Below are 17,108 nucleotides of genomic sequence, written 5' to 3' on the forward strand. Positions count from 1 at the left end.
GATGCTAATTCCGCTGCTGGTGGCGCTGCAGGTGACGGTTGCAGGCGCGAACGCCACGAGCATTACGGTTCGCGCGGCGAGCGCATCGCAACGCGTCCCGCTCGTTGCCGACGCGGGTGTACCGATGTTGCGCCCCCAAGCACTCGCGCCCCTCCTTGCCATCTCTGTCGCGCCCGATGCGCCAGGCCATTATCGGCTCACGGTCGCGGGAGTTGTGTTCGGCGTGGAAGTCGGCGTTCCGTCGGCGAGCGTTGGCGGGCAGGTACAGCCTCTCGCCGCGGCGCCAATCGAACGAGATCATCAACTGCTCATTCCGCTGCAAATGGTGTCGGACGTTTTGCCGACATACGTCAACAATCTTCGCTGGGACGCGTCCGCCCGGCAGCTCGTGATCTTCACGCAGGTCTCGACGCCAAAGCCGCAACCGAGGCTCGTCGTCGTCGACGCGGGCCATGGCGGTCCGGACAACGGCATGACCGGACCGCTGGGCGCGCCGATTAGCATTTACGAAAAGGACGTCACGCTCTCCGTCGCGAAGAAGCTTGGCGTTCAGCTCAAGTCGCGTGGACTGCGCGTTCTCTACACACGAACGACGGATACGCTCATCGCCCTCTCCGATCGCGGACGCATCGCCAATCAGGCGAATGGCAATCTGTTCATCTCCGTTCACGTGAACGCGGCGAGCATGGACTGGAGGGATCCCGCCGCCGGGCGCGGATTCGAGACGTACTTCCTCGCCGAGGCGAAGACCGAGGATGCTCGCCGCGTGGAGGCTATGGAGAACCAGTCGGTTCGTTTCGAGACCGACGCGAAGGTGTCCAAAGACGACGCGCTCGGCTACATCCTCAGCGACATGAAGCAGAACGAGCATCTACGCGAGTCGTCGGAACTGGCGGAGCTCGTACAGAAGCACCTCGCGTCGATCCATCCCGGGCCGAACCGCGGCGTCAAGCAGGCGGGCTTCCGCGTGCTCGTCACTGCCTTCATGCCCGCCGTGCTCGTCGAGATCGGCTTCGGCACGAACAGGAGCGAGGCCGCGTACCTCAACGATCCGCGGAATCAAACGATGATCGCGATCGCGATTGCCGACGCCGCCGTCGAGTATCTCCGCGACTATGAACGCCGCGTGAGTGGAGGAGAGGGGCGTGACGAGCGCTGAGCCACTCTCGATCACCGTCGCCAATCTCGACTTTCAAAATCCGATTGTCCTCGCGTCCGGCACGGCGGGCTACGGCCTCGAGCTCGCCGACGTGATGGATCTCGAGCACGTTGGCGGCCTGACGACGAAGGCCGTCTCGATCGAACCGCGCGGCGGCAATCCCGCACCACGCGTCGCCGAATTGGATGAGGGAATGCTGAATTCGGTCGGGCTCGCGAATCCGGGACTGGAACGCGTGAAGACCACGTACGTGCCGTGGCTGGCCTCGCACCTGACCCGAACGCGTAAGCTCGTCAACGTCGTCGGGAACTCGATCGAGGACTATGCGCGCGTCGTCGCCGAGCTCGACGCATGCGCCGCCACCGCCGGGGCGCGCGCAATCGACGCGTTCGAGCTGAACGTCAGTTGCCCGAACGTGAAAGCCGGCGGCATGGAATTCGGCGCCGATGCGGAATCGCTTCAGCGCCTCGTGCGCATGGCGCGCGGCGAGACGAAACGACCGCTCTTCGTCAAGCTCTCACCGGCTCTGCCCGACATTGCGCGGACGGCGAAGACAGCGATCGATGCCGGCGCAGATGGCCTAACGCTGGTGAATACGCTGCCTGGTCTGGCGATCGACATCGAGCGGAGACGACCGATGCTCGGCTTCGGCTCCGGTGGCCTGAGCGGTCCCGGACTCCTCCCGGTGGGCGTCCTCGCCACGTGGCGAGTGAGCCGTGCGGTGAATGCACCGATTATCGGTATCGGCGGCGTGAGCTCGGCGAATAACGCGCTGCAATACATGATGGCGGGCGCATCGCTCGTGGGCGTTGGAACGGCGGCGATGCGCAACCCCCGCCTTCCGGCGCGAATCATTAAAGATCTCGATCGATGGTGCTCGCGTCACGGCGTTCGCTCGCTGTCGGAGATCGTCGGCACTCTCGAATGGACGGCCGCGTGAGCACGATACCAATTGTCGCGCTCGACGTCGCGACGCAGGAAGCGGCGCTCGCCCTCGTCGACCAGCTGGGAGAGGCGTGTCGCTTTTACAAGATTGGCGCCGAGCTCTTCACGGCGTGCGGACCAGCGGTGGTTCGCGAAGTTGAATCGCGCGGCGCGGAGGTTTTTCTCGATCTCAAGTATCACGATATCCCGAACACTGTCGCGGGGGCCGTTCGCCGGGCCGCCGACATCGGGGTTCGTCTCCTAACGGTGCACGCGTCAGGCGGACTCGAGATGATGCGCGCCGCCGTCATCGCGGCGGGCAACGCCGAGCGCTGCGGCGTGCTGGCGGTGACGCTTCTGACGTCGCTCGAGGGGGCGGCGGTGGGCGCGATCTGGGGTCGCGGCGCACCGCTGGATGTCTCACACGAAGTGACTCGTCTTGCCGAGCTCGCGCGTGAGGCGGGTACTGCCGGCGTCGTCTGCAGCGGACGCGAGGCAGCCGCCGTGAAGCGACGCTTTGGGTCCGCGCTCTCGGTCCTTATCCCTGGCATTCGCATGGAGGGTGGTGCTCGCCACGATCAGTCGCGGATCTCGACTCCGGCTGATGCAGTTGCAGCGGGTGCGGACTATGTCGTCGTCGGCCGTGCGGTGACTGCCGCGACGGATCGTCGCGCGGCGATGCGAGAGATGGTGGCGCAGCTCGGCTAGTTACGGGCCTGGTGCTCACTTGCGTGAAGTTGGTGTGCCGGATACTCTTAGGGTCTGGCCGGAACCGTCTTTTTTCGTTACACCGTCACATTGTGGAGCGCCTGTGAAAGTCCGTACAAGCGTGAAGCCGATTTGCGAACACTGCAAAGTGGTCAAGCGCAACGGCGTCACTCGCATCATCTGCAAGCGCAATCCCAAGCACAAGCAGCGTCAAGGCTGATCATGGCTCGTATATCTGGCGTCGATCTCCCACGTGAGAAGAAGGTCGAGATCGGTCTTTCCTACATTTACGGCATCGGTCGTCGGAACGCCGTCGACATTCTCCGCAAGGCGGGCATCGACGCGTCGCTGCGCATTCGCGATCTCACTGACGCGGACGTGAACAAGCTCCGTCAGGTGATCGAGCGGGATTACAAAGTCGAAGGCGCGCTGCGCACCGAAGTCGCGATGAACATCAAACGTCTGATGGACATCGGTTCGTACCGAGGCATTCGCCATCGTCGCGGCCTGCCGGTACGCGGTCAGCGCACGCATACGAACGCGCGAACGAAGAAGGGACCACGCCGCGCGATTGCCGGCAAGAAAAAGGTGACGAAGTAGTCTATGGCAACTGGAAAAAAGGCAAAGCGAGTAGTCGAAGCCGAAGGTATCGCGCACATCAGCGCGACGTTCAACAACACGACGGTCACGATCACCGATAGCCATGGCAACGCCGTGGCGTGGGGCTCGTCAGGCAAGGCCGGCTTCAAGGGATCGAAGAAGAGCACGCCGTTCGCCGCCACCGTGGCTGCCGAGCAGTGTGCGCGCGAAGCGCTGGGCCTTGGTGTGAAGCGGGTCCACGTTCGCGTTCAGGGACCCGGCAGCGGTCGCGAGTCGGCGATTCAGGCGCTCGCGTCGGCCGGTCTTCAAGTCAAGTCCATCAAGGATGTGACGCCGATTCCGCATAACGGCTGCCGTCCACCAAAGCGTCGGAGAGTGTAAGTCATGGGCCGTTATGTTGGGCCGAGCTGCAGGCAGTGTCGGCGCGAAGGAACGAAGCTCTTTCTCAAGGGCACCAAGTGCTTCACCGAGAAGTGCCCGGTGGAACGCCGTCCCTATGCGCCGGGACAGCACGGTCAGAGTACCGCGCGTCGCCGCAAGTCGTCCGAGTACTCGAAGCAGCTCCGCGAGAAACAGAAGATCAAGCGCATCTATGGCGTGAGTGAAGCGCAGTTTCATAACACGTTCGAGAGCGTGACGACGCTGCCGGGCATCACCGGTCACAATCTCCTCGCGGCGCTCGAGAGTCGCCTCGACAACATGGTGTATCGTCTTGGCTTCGCAGCCAGCCGTAAGGCGGCGCGTCAGCTGATCCGGCATCGCCACGTCGAGGTGAATCAGCGCGCAGTCGACATCCCGAGCTATCAGGTACAGCCCGGTGAGGAGATTCGCGTGCGTCAGAAGTCGCGCGAGATCGTCGCGGTGCAGGCGTCGATGGATCAGGCGTCGCGAGGCGCTCCGTTGTCGTGGCTCGCCGTCGACCGCGAAAGCTTCAGCGGCCGCATGCTCGAGCGCCCGTCGCGCCCGAACATTCCGATCGCCGCGCAAGAGCAGTTGGTAGTCGAGTTGTATTCGAAGTAGCAGAGGGTTGTGGGCTGAGAGCAGAGCGTAAATTCCTACCCTCTGCACACAACACTCCACCCTCTGCCAATTCGGTCGGAGCCTTAACCTCCATTCGAGCCTGCCGCGCGTTAGGGGCGGGGCAGGGCGATGCCGGGCGTAGCCCGGTATGACCATGAGGAGCATTTACTAATGGCAACCACGATCGATCTCCGAGGGCTCGTTCGCCCCGCGCTCGTCGAAGCGAGTAAGCGTGAAGATAATCCGAACGTCGCCGAGTTCAGGCTTCAACCGCTCGAGCGTGGCTTCGGCCACACGCTCGGGAACGCAATGCGGCGAATGCTCTTGTCGTCGTTGCGCGGCGCCGCCGTCTGGGGCTTTCGTATCGACGGTGTCGTCCACGAGCACCAGACCATTCCTGGTGTCGTCGAGGACGTGCACCAGATCATCGGCAATCTGAAAACGCTGACGTTGACGCTTGCCGAAGACGTCGAGGAGACCGTCCTGCGCATCGCGAAGGGCGAAGCCGGGCCCGTCACCGCTTCTGACATCGTGTCGTCGTCTGGCGCGCGAATCGTCGATGGCGGTCACCATCTCTTCACGCTGCAGGACGATCGCGACATCAACGTCGACCTGTACGTCAACAAGGGACGCGGCTACATCGAGGCGGATCAGCATCCGATCGACCGCGGTCTCCCGGTCGACCTCGTTCGCATCGACTCGATCTACAATCCGGTGCGCCGCGCCAACTTCACCGTCGCCGAGACGCGAGTCGGCCAACGCACCGACTACGATCGTTTGACGCTGACGGTCGAGACCAACGGCACGATCTCGCCCGAAGAGGCGGTGAGCTACGCGGCTGCGCTCGCACAAACGCACTTCCAGTACTTCGTGGAATTTGGCTCGCATTCGTCGGCGCCGTTGGGGCAGGCGAACGAGTCGATGAGCGGCGACGCAGCGCGGCTCGCGCAGTTGCTCCGCACGCCGATCGACGACCTCGAGCTCTCCGTTCGCTCGGTGAACTCGTTGAAGAACTCGAACATCCGGACCCTCGGTGATCTCGTTCGCCAAACGGAGAGTCAGATTCTGCAGGTCAAGAATTTCGGAAAGAAGTCGCTGCAGGAGATCGCCGATCTCCTCGAGCGCGAGGGATTGAACTTCGGCATGCGGTACGAGGAAAATGGTGAAGGCGTGCGCGTTCTCGATTGGGGAACGCCCGCCAGCCGAGCCGCCGCGGCCGCGCCTGACGATATGGAGGAGTGACGGATGCGGCACCGTAAAGCAGGGCGACAGCTTCGCCGAACCAGTGAGCAGAAGCTCGCGCTCATGCGCAATCTCGCGACGTCGCTCATCGAGCACGGGGCGATCGAGACAACGGAAGCGAAGGCGAAAGAGCTGCGTCCGTTCGTTGAGAAGCTGATTACGAAAGCCAAGACGGGGACGCTGCACTCGCGCCGCCTCGCGGTGCGCCACATCCACAAGCGCGCGGCGGCCGACAAGCTGTTCCAGGAGATCGGTCCGAAGTACGCCACGCGGAAGGGTGGGTATACGCGGATCCTGAAGATGGGTCACCGCAAGGGTGACGGCGCCGATATGGCGCGAATCGAATTGATCGAGGGCTGACCGATGGCGATCGATAGAAGCAAGTGTTACTCGTGCGGCAAGGGCGTTGCGTTCGGCAACAACCGCTCCCACGCGAACAACGCCACGCGTCGCACCTGGAAACCCAATCTCCAAGTGGCTCGTGTGCTCGACGAGAACGGAAAGACGATCAAGGTGAAGGTGTGCACGCGCTGCCTGGCGGCGGGGAAGATCAAACGCGCGCCGCGAGGCGTCGCCGCGGCGTGACGACGCGTTCTGCCGACGGCGAGAAGCAGGGGGAGCTTTCGAGAAGCTCCCCTTTTTTCTGACCATCAGAGAATGCCTACCGCAATCATTACCGGCATCACCGGCCAGGACGGCTCCTATCTCGCCGAGTTGCTGCTCGAGAAGGGATATAAAGTCGTCGGCATCGTGCGTCGCAGCTCCACGACACCGTACGAGCGCATTAGCCACCTCGTCGATCGGGTCGAGCTCGTTTCCGCCGATCTGCTCGATCAGACGTCGCTCACGGATGTCGTCACGGACTACGGCCCGGACGAGATCTACAACCTCGCTGCGCAGAGCTTCGTCCAGACTTCCTGGACCCAACCCGTGCTCACCGGCGAGTTCACGGCGCTCGGCGTCACGCGGATGCTCGAGGCAATGAAGAAGGCCGCGCCTAACGCGCGCTTCTACCAGGCCAGCTCGAGCGAGATGTTCGGCAAAGTGCACGAGTCGCCGCAGCGCGAGTCGACGCCGTTCTATCCGCGCAGCCCGTACGGCGTGGCGAAAGTCTACGGCCACTGGATCACGGTGAATTACCGTGAGAGCTTTGCGCTCTACGCGGTGTCGGGGATCCTCTTCAATCACGAGAGTCCGCGACGCGGACTGGAGTTCGTCACGCGCAAGGTCACGGACGGTGCCGCTCGCATCAAGCTCGGGCTCGCGCGTGAGCTGCGGCTCGGCAACCTCGAGGCACGTCGCGATTGGGGCTTCGCTGGTGACTACGTGCGCGCGATGTGGCTGATGCTTCAGCAGGACACGCCTGACGACTACGTCGTCGGAACGGGCCGCACCTGCTCGGTGCGGCAGCTCTGTGAGGCCGCCTTCGGTTGCGTTGGTCTCGATTACCGCGAGTTCGTCGTGCAGGACGAGCGGTACTTCCGCCCGGCGGAGGTGGACTTGCTCGTCGCCGATGCGACGAAAGCCCAGCAGACACTCGGCTGGGCGCCCAACGTGACGTTCGAGCAGCTCATTCAGATGATGGTCGATGCCGATTTGCGCCGGCACACGGCTTCTTCCGCCAACGCTCGGTGAACGGCCCGGCGCCACGCGCGTTCGTCACCGGTGGGACCGGATTCGTCGGGCAGTGGTTGTGCCGCGCGATGCTCGCCGAGGGGTGGAACGTCGTCGCCCTCGGCCTGCACCCGCCGGCGCAGGGCATCTTGTCGCCTAACGAGCACGGCGCAGTCCAGTGGATCCACGGTGACATTCGCGATGCCGAGAGCGTACATCGCGCGCTCGATGACTCGCTGCCGGATCTGATCTTCCACCTCGCGGGGGTCAGCTTCATTCCGGAAGCCCGCGACGCGCCCGCAACGGCGTATGACGTGAACGTCCTCGGCGCCGTGAGGCTACTGGCCGAGGTAGCGCGAAGGCGCGCGGCAGGCGCGATCGATCCGGTCGTGCTCGTCATCGGAAGCGCCACGCAGTACGGTCGTCACGATGCGGCCGACATACCTCTCGCGGAGGAGGCAGAGCAGCGTCCGAACGACGTGTACGCGGCGTCGAAGGCGGCGCAGGAAGTTGCCGCCAGGCAATATCACCGCGGTGAGGCGCTGAAGGTCATCTGCACTCGTAGCTTCAATCATTCGGGCGCCGGCCATCCGGAGCACTTCCTGTTGCCTGCACTCGTTCGCCGTGCCCTTGCGCTGAGGACTGCTGCCCAGCCCGAACTTCGTCTCGGGAACCAGGAGTCGGTGCGGGACTATCTTCACGTCGCCGACGTTGTCCAAGCCTATCTATTGCTCGCACAGCGCGGGGAGCCCGGTGAGGTCTACAACGTATGCAGCGGCGAGGGCGTGAGCGCGCGAGAGCTGGCAACTGAAGTCTTGCTGCGAGTCGGCACGACCGCCGAGATTACGACCGATCCCGCGCTCGTGCGCGGTGTCGACGTGCCGGTGCTCGTCGGCTCACCCGCCAAGCTGCAGCGCGCCACCGGCTGGCGGCCGACGCACACGCGGCCCGATATCATCGACGATCTGATTCATGCCGCGACGAGCTGATCTCAAACGCATACTGGTCATCGGCTCCGGTCCGATCATCATCGGACAGGCAGCGGAATTCGACTATTCGGGAACGCAAGCGACCAAAGCCCTGAAGGAAGAAGGGTATGAGGTCATTCTGATCAACTCGAATCCGGCGACGATCATGACGGATCCGGAGTTCGCGGATCAGACCTACATCGAGCCGGTGACGCCGGAATACGTCGAGCTGATCCTCGAGCGCGAGAAGCCCGACGCGATCCTTCCGACGATGGGTGGCCAAACGGCCCTCAACGTTGCGATGGCGTTGGCGCAGTCGGGCGCACTCGAGCGGCACGGCGTGGAATTGATCGGTGCCAAGGAGCGGGCGATCGCCATCGCCGAGGATCGGAAGCGCTTCGCCGAAGCGATGCAGAGGATCGGTCTCAAGATCGCGCCAGGCGGTATCGCGACGAGCCTCGACGAGGCGACGTCGATCGTCGAGCGCACGGACTTTCCCGCGATCATTCGTCCGTCGTTCACGTTAGGCGGCACAGGTGGCGGTATCGCCTATAATCGGACGGAATTCGAGGACATCGTGCGTCATGGGTTGGACGAGTCGCCGACGCATCAGATCCTCATCGAGCGCAGCGTCATCGGCTGGAAAGAGTTCGAGCTCGAAGTGATGCGCGATCACGACGACAACGTCGTCATCGTCTGCTCGATCGAGAACCTCGATCCGATGGGCGTGCACACGGGCGATTCGATCACCGTCGCACCGGCGATGACGCTCACCGATCGCGAATATCAGGTCATGCGTGACGCGGCGGTCGCGATCATTCGCGAGGTCGGTGTGGATGCGGGCGGCTGCAACATCCAGTTCGCGATCAATCCGCGCGACGGCGAGATGTTCGTGATCGAAATGAATCCACGCGTCTCACGTTCGTCGGCGCTCGCGTCGAAGGCCACTGGATTCCCGATCGCGCGCATCGGGGCAAAGCTCGCCGTTGGCTATCGGCTCGACGAGATCGCGAACGATATCACGAAGACGACGCCGGCGTCGTTTGAGCCGGTGCTCGACTACGTCGTCGTCAAGATCCCGCGTTTCGCCTTTGAGAAGTTCCCCAACGCCGATCCGGGCCTAACGACGCAGATGAAGTCGGTGGGCGAGGCCATGGCGATCGGCCGCACCTTCAAGGAGGCCTTTCAGAAGGGGTTGCGGGCGCTGGAGACCGGCCGCTTTGGATGGAACGTGGCGGCGCGTGCGCGTGACGACGGACTGCTGGACGATGCGGTGCAGACGTTGCAGGGCGCGCTGCGCCAGCCGACAGCCGAGCGCATCTTCCAGGTGAAGCGCGCGCTCGAACGCGGCATGACGATCGATGACGTGTATGAGCTCACGGCGATCGACCCGTGGTTCCTCGGTCAGATGCAGGAGCTCATCGATGCCGAGCGGATGTATGCCTCGGCGCGGTCGGTGACGCCGAACATGCTGCGCGACATGAAGCGCATGGGCTTCTCCGATCGCCAGCTCGGCGACCTGCGGGACGAGTCCGAGGACAACGTGCGCCAGCGGCGTTGGGCGTTAGGCCTCCGGCCAGCGTACAAGATGGTCGATACCTGCGCCGGCGAGTTTCCATCCGCGACGCCGTATCTCTACGGCAGCTACGACGAGGAGAGCGAATCGCCGCGGAGCGGAAGGAAATCGGTGGTGATCCTCGGCTCGGGACCGAATCGCATTGGCCAGGGCGTCGAGTTCGACTACTGCTGCGTGCGCGCGGTGATCGCGTTGCGTGAGCAGGGGTACGAGACGATCATGATCAACTCCAATCCGGAGACTGTCTCGACCGACTTCGATACGTCGGACAAGCTGTATTTCGAGCCGCTGACCTTCGAGGACGTGCTCGAGATCATCGAGCGCGAGGATCCCATCGGCGTGATCGTGCAGCTCGGTGGCCAGACGCCGCTCAAGCTCACACGGCGACTCGAGGCGGCGGGGGTGCGCATACTCGGCACTAGCCCCGATTCGATCGACATCGCCGAGGATCGACGCCGATTCGAGCACATCGCCCGGGACCTCGGTCTCAACCAGCCGCCTAACGGCACCGCCACGAGCGTCACCGAGGCGGTCGAAGCGGCGGATCGCGTCGGATATCCCGTGCTGGTGCGTCCCTCGTACGTGCTTGGCGGCCGGGCGATGCAGATCGTTTACGATTCGCATTCGCTCGAGGAGTACTTCGCGACCGCGGCGCGCGTGTCCGAGGAGAAGCCGGTGCTGATCGACCGCTTCCTCGAGGATGCTTTCGAGTGCGACGTGGACGCGATCTCCGACGGAGATCGCGTCGTGATCGGTGCAATCATGCAACACATCGAGGACGCGGGGATTCACTCGGGCGACTCGGCGTGTGTGTTGCCCCCGTACCTCATCACCGAGCACGACATGCAGACGATGCGCGAACAGACGATCGCGCTCGCGAAGGCGCTCGGCGTCGTTGGGCTCATCAACGTGCAGTACGCGATCAAGAACAGCATCGTGTACGTACTCGAGGTCAATCCACGAGCGAGCAGAACGATCCCGTTCGTGTCGAAAGCGATCGGTGTTCCACTGGCGTCGCTCGCGGCGCGCGTAATGCTCGGCGAAACGCTCGAGAGCCTCGGCTACACCGAGGAGATTGCTCCGCCATTTGTCTCGGTGAAGGAAGCGGTTTTCCCCTTCAGCAAATTCCCGGGCACCGACCCAGTGCTTGGTCCGGAGATGCGGTCGACGGGCGAGGTAATGGGCATCGCGGATTCGTTTGGCAGCGCGTTCGCCAAGTCGCAGATCGCGGCGTCGAACGGACTTCCGCTCTCGGGCGCGGTGCTGATCACCGTGAACGATCCCGACAAGCCTACCGTGACTCCGATTGCCCGTCGATTCCACGAGATGGGCTTCGAGATTCTCGCTACCTCGGGCACGTCGCGATATCTGCGGGGCCGCGGCGTGCCCGCGAAACGCGTCCTCAAGGTGCACGAGGGCCGGCCGAACTGCCACGATCTCCTCGTCAACGGCAAGGTTCAGCTCTTGATCAATACGCCGTTAGGCAAGCACTCACAGATCGACGATTATCGCCTCCGGCAGGGCGCCATCGTGCATCACGTGTCATACACCACGACAATGTCCGCCGCCAGCGCGGCATCGGACGCGATTCTCGCCCTCCGGTCCCGCGCGCCGAGCGTGCGGTCGTTGCAGGAGTGGCAAGCGATGATCACCGCCAACGCTGCCGTGGAATGAGCGATTCGGACAAGCCGTTCATTCACGAGTCGGCGTACGTCGATCAGGGCGCGACGATCGGGTCAGGCACGAAAGTCTGGCATTTCTGTCACATCATGCCGGGCGCCGTGATTGGCCAGCGCTGCAGTCTCGGCCAGAACGTGGTCGTGATGAACGGCACGCGCATCGGCGACAACTGCAAGATTCAAAACAACGTGTCGATCTACGAGGGCGTCGAGCTCGAGGATGACGTGTTCTGCGGCCCGTCGATGGTATTTACGAACGTTCTCAATCCGCGCAGCCACATCTCGCGAAAGCACGAGTATCGTAAGACACTCGTGCGTCGCGGCAGCAGCATCGGCGCGAACGCGACGATCGTGAGCGGCACGACGCTTGGTGAGTATTCGTTTATCGGCGCCGGTGCGGTCGTCACGCGCGACGTACCGGACTACGCACTCATGGTCGGCGTGCCGGCGCGCCGCATCGGCTGGATGTGCCAGTGTGGGGAGCGGCTTCCGGATTCCGGCGAAGGGCGTTGCCGGTTCTGCGGCACCGAATACGAACGCGCCGGAGAGGGAATTCGGCGCCGCACGAGGTAAGCGATGACGACGCCACGTACGCGCGCCGGCGGCGATTTCAAGATTGCCCTCGTCGGCTGCGGACGAATCAGCCGCAATCACTTCGAGGCTCTCCGCAAGATCGAAGGGCTGACGCTCACCGCGGTCTGCGACGTCGTCCCGGAGAGAGCTCATGAGGCGGCGGAGCGCGAGGGCGTCCGCGGATTCACGTCGTATGATGAGATGTTGCAGCGCGCGGACTGTGACGTCGTCGCCGTCTGCACGCCCAGCGGTCTGCACCCGGCGCACGGCGCTCTCGCGGCGCGCGCCGGCAAGCATGTCATCACCGAGAAGCCGATGGCCATCACTCTCGGTCAAGCAGACGAACTGGTAAAGACGTGCGACGATGCGGGCGTCTTTCTTTTCGTCGTGAAGCAGAATCGTCTCAATCCGCCGGTTCAGTTGCTTCGCCGGGCTGTGGACAAAGGGCGCTTTGGTCGAATCTTCATCGCCAACACGACCGTCCGCTGGCAGCGTCCACAGGAGTACTATGACGCGGCGCCCTGGCGGGGAACCTGGGAGTTCGACGGCGGCGCGATCATGAATCAAGCGTCACATTATGTCGACCTGATTCAGTGGCTCGTCGGGCCCGTCGAGAGCGTGATGGCCAAGACCGCGACCCAGGCGCGCCGCATCGAGGCAGAGGATTCAGGCGTGGCGCTGCTCAAGTTTCGGTCGGGCGCGCTGGGCGTCATCGAAGTGAACGTGCTCACTTATCCGCGCAACATCGAGGGATCGATCACGATTCTCGGCGAGAAAGGCTCGGTGAAAATCGGCGGCACCGCGGTCAATCGCGTGGAGCACTGGCAGTTCGCCGATTACGACGACGACGACAAGCTCGTCGAAAGCGCGAGTACGAACCCGCCCAATGTCTACGGATTCGGCCATGAAGGCTATTACCGCAACGTGCTCGCAGTACTTCGAGGCGAGGCCCAGCCGCAGACGGACGGTCGCGCAGGCCGGAAGTCCCTCGAGCTGATACTCGGGATTTACGAATCGGCGAAAATCGGCCGCGAGGTACCGATCCCACTAAAAGGGGCTAGGGGCTAGCATCGCAAGGGCTAGGCGAAGCTGTCCGGATTGTGACAGGCGTAGCGCCCTTGCCCCTATGCCCCAGCTCCTTCTGTATTATTCTCGTTCAACCCAACACCATCTCAATGCCCGTACCACTTCTGGATCTGCGCGCTCAACACGCCGCGATCCGTGACGAAGTCGTGTCTGCCCTCATGGGCGTCGTCGATTCTCAGCTCTTCATTCTCGGCCCTGCAGTCGAAACGCTGGAGACGCAGGTCGCCGAGTTGTCGAAGACCAAGTATGCGATCGGTTGTGCGAGCGGTACCGATGCTCTCGTCCTCGCCCTGCGTGCGCTCGACATCGGCCGTGGCGATGAGGTCATAACGACCCCGTTCACCTTCTTCGCGACGGCGGGAACGATTCACAACGTCGGCGCGACTCCGGTCTTCGTGGACATCGAGCCGCAATCATTCAACATTGCCCCAGACGCGATCGCGGCTGCGGTGACGTCCAGGAGCAAAGCCATCATCCCGGTCGATCTATTCGGCCAGATGGCCGCGATCGAGAAGGTCGCCGCGGCCGCCAAGGGTCTACCCGTCATCGAGGACGCCGCTCAGTCAATCGGCGCTCGTCGTCAGGTCGGCGGGACGTGGCGGATGGCTGGCGAAGTTCCCACGATGGGAACGTTGAGCTTTTTTCCCTCGAAGAACCTCGGAGGCTACGGGGACGGCGGGATGATCGTGACGCAGGATCAGGCGCTTGCAACGCGTCTACGGCGACTTCGCGTGCATGGTGGAGCGAAGCAATACTTCCACGATGAGGTCGGCTACAACAGTCGGCTCGATACGATTCAGGCTGCCGTACTCAGCGCCAAGCTTCCGCACCTCGCCGCGTGGAGCGCGAAACGCCGTGAGAATGCGCGGTATTACACGGACGCGCTCGCCGGGGTCGAGGGTATCTGTACGCCCTTCATCGATCCGAAGAACGAATCGATCTTCAACCAGTACACCGTTCGCGCTCAGCGCCGCGACGACCTGCAAGCCTACTTGAAGGGTAGGCAGATCGGAACGGCCATCTATTACCCGCTGGCGCTCCACGTTCAGCCGTGCTTCGCCTACCTGGGCTACCGGGAAGGCAGTTGCCCCGAGTCGGAGCGCGCGTCGAAGGAGGTACTGTCTTTACCCATCTATCCCGAGCTCGAACGCAGCCAGCTCGATGAGGTCGTCGATGCCATCCGCTCCTTCTACGAGCAATAGACCAATGAAGGACGTTCTGCTCAAAAGCATTCAGGATCGCACCGCAACAGTCGGGATCATTGGCCTCGGCTACGTCGGTTTGCCGCTGGCCATGGAATTCGCAAAGGGTGGCTTCAAGGTCATTGGCTATGACGTGAGCGAGCGCGTGTGCAAAGCGTTGATGGAAGGCCGTTCACACATCCAGGACGTCCCCAGCGCCGACGTCGCGAAGCTCGTGAAGCAGAAGCTGTTCGAAGCGACGACCGACGAATCGCGTCTGCGCGACGCCGATGCAGTCTCGATCGCAGTGCCGACACCGCTGGTGAAGACGCGCGATCCGGATATGAGCTACGTGATCGCGGCCGCCGAGGCGGTAAGTCGTACGGCGCACGAGGGCCTCCTCGTCGTTCTCGAGAGTACGACCTATCCGGGCACGACCCGCGAGGTGCTTCTTCCAATTTTGACGAAGCTCGGTCTCACGGTCGGTGAAAACGTCTTTCTCGCGTTCAGCCCCGAGCGCGTCGATCCGGGCAATCCGAAATACCATACGAAGAACACGCCGAAGGTCGTCGGAGGAATCACGGCCGCTTGCACCGAGGTCGCGACCGCGCTGTACGCGGCGGTGATCGACACGGTCGTTCCGATGTCGACAACCGAGTCCGCGGAACTCGTGAAGCTGCTCGAGAACACCTTCCGCTCCGTGAACATCGGCCTCGTCAACGAGATGGCGATTGTCTGCGACAAGCTGGGCGTCGATGTGTGGGAGGTGATCGACGCTGCCGCAACGAAGCCGTTCGGGTTCATGAAATTCACGCCCGGCCCGGGAATCGGCGGTCACTGCATCCCGCTGGATCCCCACTACCTCGCGTGGAAGATGCGGACGCTGAACTACAAGACGCGCTTCATCGATCTGGCGAGTGAGATCAACAGCCAGATGCCGGCGTACGTCGTCGAGAAAGTTGCGCAAGCACTCAACGACGAGCGGAAGCCGGTCAACGGGAGTCGCGTCCTCGTCGTCGGCGTCGCGTATAAACCCGACATCGACGACATTCGCGAGAGCCCGGCGCTCGACGTCATGCGATTGCTCGAGCAGGACGGTGCCGAGGTCGTCTTCTACGATCCGTACATTGCGACGTATCGGGAAGATGGCCACGTACGGTCCGGTGTCGAGCTCACCATGGACGAGCTGCAGCGTGCCGATGCCGTCGTCATCGTCACGAATCATCGGTCCATCGATTATCAAATGCTCATGGACCACGCCGCGCTGATCGTCGACAGCCGGAACGCCATGGGGAAAACCGTGAAGACCAAAGCGCGAGTCGTTTCGTTGGCGAACGCACGCGGAGACGGAGCGGCGGTGGCAGAAGCCTGAGCCGGTCTCGGCGGCGCGAGACCTGCATCAGAGCGACTAGGACGGGCGGAGGCGCAGCGGCTGAGCGCCTTCGCCCGCGTCCATTCGCGTAGTCATCGGACGCTCTTCATGACACCGTCAGCACCCGCTCGTGCCGATCTGAGAATCGACACCGCGTCGTTGTACGCGTTGTTGCGGCTCGCGCTCGGAAAGTCTCGAGCAGTCGACGCAATCGATTGGCAGGCGGCACTCGCGCACGCGGAACGAGAGCGGCTGATCGGCGTCATCTGGGCGCGCAGCGCTGACTCCATTCGTCGAGAAGCGCCCGCCGACGTGAGCTCAGCCTGGCAGAAACGCGCAGTAACGGCAGGGCTCGTTCTCGAGCGCCAACTCGATTCGCTCGCAGCGGCAATCGCCGCACTGCGCTCGCACGGGGTCTCTGCCGTCGTCCTCAAGGGCTTTCCGCTCGCCCAGCGAGTCTATGGGGATCACACGGTTCGGCCGGTCCTGGATTCCGATCTGTACGTACCCATAGAGCAACGCCCTGACGCCGCGCACGCGCTCAGTGAAGTTGGTTGGCGCTGGACGAGCGGATCTGCGCCGGAAGAGGAACGATTCGAGTGTCGGGTCGGTGCGCAGACATTCGTGCTCGAAGTACACTCCTCGGCGCTCGACGACCCGCTTCTCGAGCACGTCCAGCTGCCGGTGGAGCAACGGTCCTTACGTGTTGGCGGCTACGATCTTCCGGCGCACGACGGGCGATTTCTTCCCGCCTATCTCGCGGCTCACTTGGCAAAGCATCACGAGAAGCCGCTGCTCTGGGCGGTCGATTTCTTTTTGCTCTGGTCGTCGCTCGACGAGGACGGTCGATGTGACGCGCTGCGCGCGGCGCGCGCAGTTGGTCTGGGACGACACCTCGCATGGGCGATCCGGATCGCCGAGAACATCGACGCATGCCGCTTCGACCGCCAGCGCTCGGCCGCCGCGATGCGTCGACTCGAGCGGAGTCTCGGCACAACCGGCAACCTGCGTCGACTCATTCGCCTGGTTGCTCTCTCGGATTCGCCTCGCGCCTCGCTCAGCGTTCTCGCCGGCCGAATCTGGCCTCTCGCTCGGCGCCAGGGATGGCGTGCCGCGCCAGGATATTTTCTTCGCCGAGGCGTCGCGTGGCTGTACCGCCACGTGGTCTTCGAGCGCTCGTCCAGTGTGGAGAAGGCAGAAGCCGCGCGGCAGGCAATTGCGCTCTCTGACGTGGACTGTGAGGGCCGACTCGTTTCGGCGTTGGGATCCGCGTCTCGAGCGTGGTTGTCTCCGGCCGACGGCAGTATGGAGCCGGCGATCCCACGTTTCGCGGTTGCGCGGGTCGTACCGCTCAACGGGCGCGGTGCCAGGCGCGGTGACGTCATCGTCAGGCGCGACGCGCGGGG

Annotated in this window: 18 protein-coding genes; all 18 read left to right on the forward strand. The window is 63.4% G+C overall.

Annotated features, from left to right (window positions below; translation table 11 throughout):
* Position 1: 1 nt before the first annotated feature.
* A complete protein-coding gene (locus tag VGH98_17485) occupies positions 2 to 1,159 on the forward strand; it encodes an N-acetylmuramoyl-L-alanine amidase (protein ID HEY2377769.1) in 1,158 nt (385 codons plus the stop codon).
* Entirely contained in the window at positions 1,146 to 2,099 is a 954-nt protein-coding gene (locus VGH98_17490) for a dihydroorotate dehydrogenase (protein ID HEY2377770.1), read from the forward strand. The genes VGH98_17485 and VGH98_17490 overlap by 14 nt, the downstream gene beginning before the upstream one ends.
* A complete protein-coding gene (pyrF, locus tag VGH98_17495; GenBank protein HEY2377771.1) occupies positions 2,096 to 2,791 on the forward strand; it encodes an orotidine-5'-phosphate decarboxylase in 696 nt (231 codons plus the stop codon). Before VGH98_17490 ends, pyrF begins: the two co-directional genes overlap by 4 nt.
* A 103-nt stretch (positions 2,792 to 2,894) precedes the next feature.
* A complete protein-coding gene (gene rpmJ / locus VGH98_17500; protein ID HEY2377772.1) occupies positions 2,895 to 3,011 on the forward strand; it encodes a 50S ribosomal protein L36 in 117 nt (38 codons plus the stop codon).
* A gap of 2 nt (positions 3,012 to 3,013) precedes the next feature.
* On the forward strand, positions 3,014 to 3,391 hold the full coding sequence (rpsM, locus tag VGH98_17505; protein ID HEY2377773.1) for a 30S ribosomal protein S13: 378 nt from the start codon (positions 3,014 to 3,016) through the stop codon (positions 3,389 to 3,391).
* Positions 3,392 to 3,394: 3 nt separating this feature from the next.
* The gene (gene rpsK, locus VGH98_17510) at positions 3,395 to 3,772 is read left to right on the forward strand and encodes a 30S ribosomal protein S11 (protein ID HEY2377774.1); all 378 of its coding nucleotides are present in this window, start codon (positions 3,395 to 3,397) and stop codon (positions 3,770 to 3,772) included.
* A 3-nt stretch (positions 3,773 to 3,775) separates the two neighbouring features.
* Positions 3,776 to 4,411, forward strand: a complete 636-nt coding sequence (gene rpsD, locus VGH98_17515) for a 30S ribosomal protein S4 (GenBank protein ID HEY2377775.1) — start codon at positions 3,776 to 3,778, stop codon at positions 4,409 to 4,411.
* Between the two features lie 171 nt (positions 4,412 to 4,582).
* Positions 4,583 to 5,653, forward strand: coding sequence for a DNA-directed RNA polymerase subunit alpha (locus tag VGH98_17520; GenBank protein ID HEY2377776.1), 1,071 nt, complete (start codon positions 4,583 to 4,585; stop codon positions 5,651 to 5,653).
* Between the two features lie 3 nt (positions 5,654 to 5,656).
* Positions 5,657 to 6,013, forward strand: a complete 357-nt coding sequence (gene rplQ, locus VGH98_17525; protein ID HEY2377777.1) for a 50S ribosomal protein L17 — start codon at positions 5,657 to 5,659, stop codon at positions 6,011 to 6,013.
* 3 nt (positions 6,014 to 6,016) lie between these two features.
* Positions 6,017 to 6,238, forward strand: coding sequence for a 50S ribosomal protein L28 (rpmB, locus tag VGH98_17530; protein HEY2377778.1), 222 nt, complete (start codon positions 6,017 to 6,019; stop codon positions 6,236 to 6,238).
* Between the two features lie 72 nt (positions 6,239 to 6,310).
* Positions 6,311 to 7,288 carry a GDP-mannose 4,6-dehydratase gene (gene gmd / locus VGH98_17535; GenBank protein HEY2377779.1) on the forward strand — a complete coding sequence of 326 codons (978 nt, stop codon included), beginning with the start codon at positions 6,311 to 6,313 and terminating at the stop codon, positions 7,286 to 7,288.
* On the forward strand, positions 7,285 to 8,256 hold the full coding sequence (locus VGH98_17540) for a GDP-mannose 4,6-dehydratase (protein ID HEY2377780.1): 972 nt from the start codon (positions 7,285 to 7,287) through the stop codon (positions 8,254 to 8,256). The genes gmd and VGH98_17540 overlap by 4 nt, the downstream gene beginning before the upstream one ends.
* On the forward strand, positions 8,240 to 11,485 hold the full coding sequence (gene carB, locus VGH98_17545; GenBank protein HEY2377781.1) for a carbamoyl-phosphate synthase large subunit: 3,246 nt from the start codon (positions 8,240 to 8,242) through the stop codon (positions 11,483 to 11,485). The genes VGH98_17540 and carB overlap by 17 nt, the downstream gene beginning before the upstream one ends.
* Positions 11,482 to 12,063 carry an acyltransferase gene (locus VGH98_17550; GenBank protein ID HEY2377782.1) on the forward strand — a complete coding sequence of 194 codons (582 nt, stop codon included), beginning with the start codon at positions 11,482 to 11,484 and terminating at the stop codon, positions 12,061 to 12,063. The genes carB and VGH98_17550 overlap by 4 nt, the downstream gene beginning before the upstream one ends.
* A 3-nt stretch (positions 12,064 to 12,066) precedes the next feature.
* The gene (locus VGH98_17555; GenBank protein HEY2377783.1) at positions 12,067 to 13,131 is read left to right on the forward strand and encodes a Gfo/Idh/MocA family oxidoreductase; all 1,065 of its coding nucleotides are present in this window, start codon (positions 12,067 to 12,069) and stop codon (positions 13,129 to 13,131) included.
* A 107-nt stretch (positions 13,132 to 13,238) separates the two neighbouring features.
* Entirely contained in the window at positions 13,239 to 14,351 is a 1,113-nt protein-coding gene (locus tag VGH98_17560; GenBank protein HEY2377784.1) for a DegT/DnrJ/EryC1/StrS family aminotransferase, read from the forward strand.
* A 4-nt stretch (positions 14,352 to 14,355) separates the two neighbouring features.
* Positions 14,356 to 15,702 carry a nucleotide sugar dehydrogenase gene (locus VGH98_17565; protein ID HEY2377785.1) on the forward strand — a complete coding sequence of 449 codons (1,347 nt, stop codon included), beginning with the start codon at positions 14,356 to 14,358 and terminating at the stop codon, positions 15,700 to 15,702.
* A 108-nt stretch (positions 15,703 to 15,810) separates the two neighbouring features.
* Positions 15,811 to 17,108: nucleotidyltransferase family protein (locus VGH98_17570; GenBank protein ID HEY2377786.1), on the forward strand; the 1,298-nt coding region annotated here is incomplete at its 3' end.

The organism is Gemmatimonadaceae bacterium (genome assembly GCA_036496605.1).
In the GTDB taxonomy this organism is placed as follows: Bacteria; Gemmatimonadota; Gemmatimonadetes; order Gemmatimonadales; family Gemmatimonadaceae; genus AG2.

Bases quoted from the DNA above. Each gene is read 5' to 3' on its own strand.
- VGH98_17485 (HEY2377769.1), top strand. From the start codon at position 2: ATGCTAATTCCGCTGCTGGTGGCGCTGCAGGTGACGGTTGCAGGCGCG.
- rpsM (HEY2377773.1), top strand. From the start codon at position 3,014: ATGGCTCGTATATCTGGCGTCGATCTCCCACGTGAGAAGAAGGTCGAG.
- rpsK (HEY2377774.1), top strand. From the start codon at position 3,395: ATGGCAACTGGAAAAAAGGCAAAGCGAGTAGTCGAAGCCGAAGGTATC.
- rpsD (HEY2377775.1), top strand. From the start codon at position 3,776: ATGGGCCGTTATGTTGGGCCGAGCTGCAGGCAGTGTCGGCGCGAAGGA.
- VGH98_17520 (HEY2377776.1), top strand. From the start codon at position 4,583: ATGGCAACCACGATCGATCTCCGAGGGCTCGTTCGCCCCGCGCTCGTC.
- rplQ (HEY2377777.1), top strand. From the start codon at position 5,657: ATGCGGCACCGTAAAGCAGGGCGACAGCTTCGCCGAACCAGTGAGCAG.
- rpmB (HEY2377778.1), top strand. From the start codon at position 6,017: ATGGCGATCGATAGAAGCAAGTGTTACTCGTGCGGCAAGGGCGTTGCG.
- gmd (HEY2377779.1), top strand. From the start codon at position 6,311: ATGCCTACCGCAATCATTACCGGCATCACCGGCCAGGACGGCTCCTAT.
- carB (HEY2377781.1), top strand. From the start codon at position 8,240: ATGCCGCGACGAGCTGATCTCAAACGCATACTGGTCATCGGCTCCGGT.
- VGH98_17550 (HEY2377782.1), top strand. From the start codon at position 11,482: ATGAGCGATTCGGACAAGCCGTTCATTCACGAGTCGGCGTACGTCGAT.
- VGH98_17555 (HEY2377783.1), top strand. From the start codon at position 12,067: ATGACGACGCCACGTACGCGCGCCGGCGGCGATTTCAAGATTGCCCTC.
- VGH98_17560 (HEY2377784.1), top strand. From the start codon at position 13,239: ATGCCCGTACCACTTCTGGATCTGCGCGCTCAACACGCCGCGATCCGT.
- VGH98_17565 (HEY2377785.1), top strand. From the start codon at position 14,356: ATGAAGGACGTTCTGCTCAAAAGCATTCAGGATCGCACCGCAACAGTC.